Annotated in this window: 4 protein-coding genes and 1 tRNA gene; 3 read left to right on the top strand and 2 right to left on the bottom strand. The window is 44.0% G+C overall.

The features are described 5' to 3' along the window. The 3 genes from H6S82_RS15415 to H6S82_RS15405 all read left to right on the top strand — a co-directional run. Window positions 1-740 (top strand): AAA-like domain-containing protein (locus tag H6S82_RS15415; RefSeq protein ID WP_191056385.1); only part of this gene is annotated, 740 nt, incomplete at its 5' end. Continuing rightward, window positions 737-1,162, top strand: a complete 426-nt coding sequence (locus tag H6S82_RS15410; protein ID WP_190465097.1) for a hypothetical protein — start codon at window positions 737-739, stop codon at window positions 1,160-1,162. The genes H6S82_RS15415 and H6S82_RS15410, both read left to right, overlap by 4 nt. Before the next feature lie 69 nt (window positions 1,163-1,231). Beyond that, window positions 1,232-4,576, top strand: a complete 3,345-nt coding sequence (locus H6S82_RS15405; protein WP_242056965.1) for an AAA-like domain-containing protein — start codon at window positions 1,232-1,234, stop codon at window positions 4,574-4,576. Between the two features lie 170 nt (window positions 4,577-4,746). Here the strand turns inward: H6S82_RS15405 and H6S82_RS15400 are convergent. Both H6S82_RS15400 and H6S82_RS15395 read right to left on the bottom strand, forming a co-directional pair. Further along, window positions 4,747-4,820, bottom strand: a tRNA-Glu gene (locus tag H6S82_RS15400). Between the two features lie 82 nt (window positions 4,821-4,902). Next, on the bottom strand, window positions 4,903-5,837 hold a 935-nt coding region (locus H6S82_RS15395), incomplete at its 5' end, for a nitroreductase family protein (protein WP_199317893.1).

Here is a 5,837-nt window from a genome sequence, read left to right as displayed (position 1 = left end):
AGTTGCAGCTGCCCAATAAATTATCTGACTATTGGGATGATATTTTTGGCAGCAAGGTTAACTGCAAGGCTTACTTTGAAAAATATCTGCTCGCCGAAATAGACAGGCCGCTGGTTTTGGGTCTGGATGAAGTCGATCGCATTTTTCAACACCCAGAAATTGCCGACGACTTTTTTGGACTGCTGCGAACTTGGCACGAAGATTCCAAAAAACGCGATATCTGGAAAAAACTGCGTTTGCTCGTCGTACACTCCACAGAAGTTTACATCCCCCTCGATATCAATCAATCACCTTTCAACGTAGGTTTGCCGATTGAATTGCCAGAATTTTCCAGCCAGCAAGTGCTGGAATTGGCACAGCGCTACAAACTCAATTGCAACGCCGACCATGTAGAAGAATTGATGAACGCAGTGGGAGGACACCCCTATTTAGTGCGGGTTGCTCTCTATCACATTGCTCGTGGCGATATTTCCCTCGACAAACTTATGCAAACTGCTCCCACAGAAGCGGGACTTTACAGCGATCACCTGCGACGCCACTTATGGAATTTGCAACAACATCCGGAGTTAGCAGCAGCAATGCTGGAAGTTGTTAGTACAACCAACCCGGTGCGTTTACAAGCAGAAATTGCTTTTCAGTTACACAGTATGGGGTTAGTACATTTGCAAGGCAATGATGTGAAACCCCGTTGCGATTTATATCGTCGTTATTTCCGGGAGCGCTTGGGAAGCAGTGGATGAAGACATTACAAAAACTAGCCCTGATTGCGATATTGTTCGCACCTTTTTGGTTAAAAGATATTGTTAAAGCCTCAGATTTGGTGCTGACTCCAGCAACTCAAAGTCAAATGAAAGTGGAATCTAAACAAGGTCAAAAATCTTGTTCGATTAGCGGGCGATTGTTCGGGAGCGGCATAGAAAGGGAGCGGTCTTACTATGTTGTACCTTCTGATTCAGAAAACGATTCACCTTCATCGAAGATGGCTCGCGTTGATTCTTCTAACCCTTCTTATCGATTATCGTCTTTACCAGCAGGTCGTTATGTTCTGCGCGTTTTTCGCAGCGAATCCGGTTCGCTGCTACCTGTGAAAACTTTTCCCCGCCAGAGAGAGGTAAACTGTAGCAGTAGCGCGATCAGAAATGTGGATTTTGAAGTCCAATAGGAAATAGTCTATCTTAACTAGAATCCAAAATCCCAAATCTAAAATCTAAAATTGATAGGGTTCATCTATATGAAAGTGGAAAGTTATCAGTCCGGACTTTCGCATCATTATGATTATAAATATCAAGTCGGGGGAAGTCTACCGCCTGATGCTCCTACTTACGTGCAGCGACAAGCCGATCGCGATTTTTATGAAGGACTCAAAGCAGGCGAATTTTGTTACGTACTCAATTCCCGTCAAATGGGTAAGTCCAGCTTGCAGCTGCGGACAATGCAGAAGTTGCAAGCAGATGCTATCGCTTGTGCATCGATCGACCTTTCCGAGATCGGGAATTGGGATGTCAGCCAAAATCAGTGGTATGCAGGTGTAGTCTATTCCTTAGTCAATAGTTTTGATTTATTTGACAAAATCGAGCTGCGAACTTGGTGGCGCGATCGCGAGTTTCTTTCCCCCGTGCAACGCTTGAGTCAGTTTATTCAAGAAGTGCTGCTGGTGGAAGTCAAACAAGCGATCGCTATTTTCATCGATGAAATCGATAGCGTTCTCAGCTTAAACTTTCCCATAGATGATTTTTTTGCATTTATTCGATATTGTTATAACCAAAGAGCCGAAAACCCCGAATACAAACGCCTTACTTTTGCGCTTTTGGGAGTGGCGACACCATCCGATCTTATTCTAGACAAAAATCGCACGCCTTTTAATATTGGCAGAGCAATTCAACTAAATGGCTTTCAATTACAGGAAGCTCAACCTTTAGCTCAAGGTTTAGGCGAAAAAATTGCCAATCCGCAAATTGTTTTAGCAGAAGTGCTAGCCTGGACTGGCGGACAGCCGTTTCTCACCCAAAAGATTTTAAAGCTCATTCTGGAACAAGCAAGTCAGTCAGATCGGAATAACCAATACGCAATTACGGCAATTCCGGAATTGGTTGAAAATATTGTGCGATCGCACACGATCGAAAACTGGGAAGCAACCGACGAACCAAAACACCTCAAAACAATACGCGATCGCCTTTTAAGAAACGAACAGCGCACTGGCAGATTGCTAGGATTATATCAGCAAGTTCTCCAACAAAGTGAAATCCCAGCCGATAACAGTTCCGAACAAACAGAATTACTCTTATCTGGATTAGTAATCAAACAGCAAGCTAAACTAAAAATTGCCAATCGCATATATGCTGCTGTTTTTAACCAAATTTGGGTAGAAACTGTCCTCGCAAATCTACGTCCTTACGCAGAATCCCTCACAGCTTGGTTAGCATCGGATTGCCAAGATGAATCTCGCCTTCTACGCGGCAAAGCATTGCAGGACGCCTTAGAATGGGCAGCCGATCAAAGCTTGAGCGATCGCGACTACCAATTCTTAACAGCCAGCCAAGAATTAGACAGAAAACAAGTACAAATCGCCTTAGAAACCGAAAGACAAGCCAACCAAATTCTCGCCGAAGCTCAACAAAAAGCCAATCGCACAATCAAAAAAGGTATCGCTGTACTCGCAGTACTATCAGCCGTAACAGCAACAGTTATTTTCCAAGCTGCTACCAGCCTTAGAAAAGAATGGCAAGGCTTGAAACTAGAGTGGCGAGGCATGAACTCCTTAAGATTATTTGAAGCAGAAGGAGGCGAAGAACTCAAAGCTTTAGTATCAGCAATGCAAGTCGGACAAGACTTACAAAAAATCGTCAAAAAACACAAAAATTTCCAAAATTATCCAGCCGTCAGTCCCTTACTAGCCTTACAAACCATCCTCGATAAAATCCACGAACGCAATCAACTTAAAGGACATCAAGGTCAAGTTTGGACTGTCAGTTTTAGCCCCGATGGCAAGCGCATTGTCTCCACAGGAGACGACAACACAGTGCGCCTTTGGAATCCTACTGGTAAACTGCTGGCTATACTGAACAACCATCAAGGAGAAGTCAAAAGCTTAACTTTTAGCCCGGACGGACAGCGCATTGCCACCGCCGGAACAGATGGCACAATTCGACTTTGGAATCAGTTTGGAGAACCTCTGGCTTTGCCATTTAAAGGGTATAAAGGTGTAGTTAGAACTATGAGTTTTAGCCCTGATGAAAAGGGCATTGCTACTGCGGATGCTGACGGTGTAGTAAGAATTTGGAACCAATCCGGGCACGAATTAGCAAAATTTAATAGCGAACAGGGCGAAATTAGGACTATGAATTTTAGCCCAGATGGAAAACGCATTGCCACCGCAGGATATGACGGTACAGTAAGACTTTGGAACCTATCCGGACAACCGTTAAATCAGTTCAAAAGTAACCCTGGTGGAGTTTGGAGTTTAAATTTTAGTCCGGATGGACAGCGCATAGCTACCACAGGTGCAGATGGTACAGTGCGAATTTGGAAACAATCTGGCAAAGAAATAGCTAAATTCAACACCAATCAAGGTGGAGTTTGGAGTGTGAGTTTTACTCCGGACGGACAGCGAGTTGCGACTACAGGTGCAGATGGTACGGTGCGACTTTGGAATCAATTCGGACAGCAATTAGATAAATTTAGCTCCCATCAAGGTGAAGTTTTGAGCGTGAGTTTCAGTCCCAAAGGAGATAGCCCGGACGGACAGCGCATTGCCACTGCTGGAGATGATGGTACGGTGCGATTGGCAGATTTGTGGGGCTTACAAGTGTCGCGATCGGTATCGCGAGGTCAACAATTATTGCTCAAAGATAAAGAATTTTGGCGCGTCAGTTTTAGCCCCAACGGAAATAACATTGCTACAGCCGATTCTAACGGCATGGTGCGACTTTGGAATCAATTTGGGCAGGAGTTAATTTCTGCTTTTAAAGCTCATCAAACTTGGGTTTTGAGTGTCAGTTTTAGCCGTGATGGGCAATACATTGCTACATCGGGAGACGATGGCATAGTCCGGCTTTGGAATCAATCCGGAGAGCAATTAGCTGAATTCAAAAGTGAGCAAGCACAAGTTAGGAGTATGAGTTTTAGTCCGGATGGCAAGCGCATTGCCACCGCCGGCGATGACGGGACTGTGAGATTGTGGAACCAATCTGGAAAACCGCTGCCTTTATCTTTCAAAGCGCATCAAAGTCGAGTTTGGAGCGTATCTTGGTCTCCCGACGGACAGCGGATTGTCACCGCTGGAGATGACAGTACTGTCAAAATTTGGGATGGTTATGGGCAAATTGTGACTCAATTTAATACCGAGCAAGGAGAAGTCAGAAGTATGAGTTTTAGTCCGGACGGACAACGCCTTGCCACTGCTGGTGCAGATGGTACTGTAAAAGTTTGGGTAAGGTTTGATAAACCATCCGGACAGCTGTTAATGGCGCAATTTAAAGCGCAACCGGGTGATATTTTCAGCGTTACTTTTACCGATGATGGCAAGAGTTTAGCTACCGCCGGTTCTGACAGTACTGTGAGAATATGGCGGGTGTAAGAATTAGATGAATTGTTGGATAGGGGATGCGATTGGTTGAAGGATTATTTGGCTACTCATCGGGAAGTGAGAGAACGATTAAAGGTATGTCACGGTAAATAGCGACGACGGAATTTGCACCCGCATCTCCTGGTCTACTCCAAGGGATTCTGCTATTTGAACTACGTCGCTGGTGGCAGCGGACGGAATCAAACCCTCTCTTCCTCCGTGAAAGGGAGGCGCTCTACCATTGAGCTACGCTGCCTCGTGCATTTATTATAAGGTAGAATTTTCACCTTTTGAATATACTATTTTGCCGTTAATTTAGATGATATCGCCCTCAGAAGTTACCCGATGGCGATCGCATACAGTATACTTCCTTTGGCCTCCAAGAATGCCTGGGTTTCATCATCAAAAAATGCTCCAATCCCACTGCAACCTAATCCCAGATAAGTTGCACTCAAATAAACTCGTTGCCCCAATAGTCCTGCTAATTGTAAAGCGACTCGATAGTTCTGAAATTCAGATACAAAGAAGAACAATACAGCGCTATCTCGTGCGATCGCTTGATTCACGCAAAGATAACCCATTTTTTCCCGGAAGTTTCCTGTTTTCAAGCTTTCTTTTCCCCGATAAATACCAGGTTCTATTCCGGCTACACTTTGGATAACAGCATAAATTGCGATCGCGTCATCACTTTGAGTTGCAATTGGTTGGTTGAGTGATTCCCAAACTGCAAAAAATTCCTCTTGGGTAATTTGCGATTGGTGAAAGCGTCTTGCCGAACGACGCTTTTGAATTGATTGTAAAAATTTTGCTTTTTCAAACTGAAAGTTAGGTTGTGAGATTTCCTGCTGATGATTTGTTGGTAAAAGAGTTTGTTTGTAGCCTGCTTCAACAAACCGATTTGGCTCAAAATAATCAGTGCCGCACACAAAAGGAATAGGCGATCGCAATCGGCGAACTGGTTTTTCCTTTACATTCCCAACGACGATAGCGGCTGTGACAAATTCCTTATTTTCAAATCCCAGATCGTCATTGAGCGCTAAATGATCGAAATCGAATAAAATTTGGGCCGTGTAATCTTGTACATAAGCAGAAGCTTCGATCGCACCCAGGTGATGACCGCTATCCAAAAAACAATAACGCAAACTGCGATTTTTGTATTTCCAACTGGAGCGAAAATAAACGCAACTAACTAAAAAAATATATCCTTTAATGAGACGGCTATCAACTAGATAACCTTCCAATCCATCATCAATTAATTCGTATATCAAAGTCA

This window comes from Planktothrix sp. FACHB-1355, assembly GCF_014748295.1.
Taxonomy (GTDB): Bacteria; Cyanobacteriota; Cyanobacteriia; order Cyanobacteriales; family Aerosakkonemataceae; genus Aerosakkonema; species Aerosakkonema funiforme_A.
This window is presented reverse-complemented; position numbering and strand designations above follow the sequence as displayed.

What these genes read in the sequence shown, in the direction of transcription:
- H6S82_RS15410 (WP_190465097.1), top strand. Translation starts at nt 737, where the DNA reads ATGAAGACATTACAAAAACTAGCCCTGATTGCGATATTGTTCGCACCT.
- H6S82_RS15405 (WP_242056965.1), top strand. Translation starts at nt 1,232, where the DNA reads ATGAAAGTGGAAAGTTATCAGTCCGGACTTTCGCATCATTATGATTAT.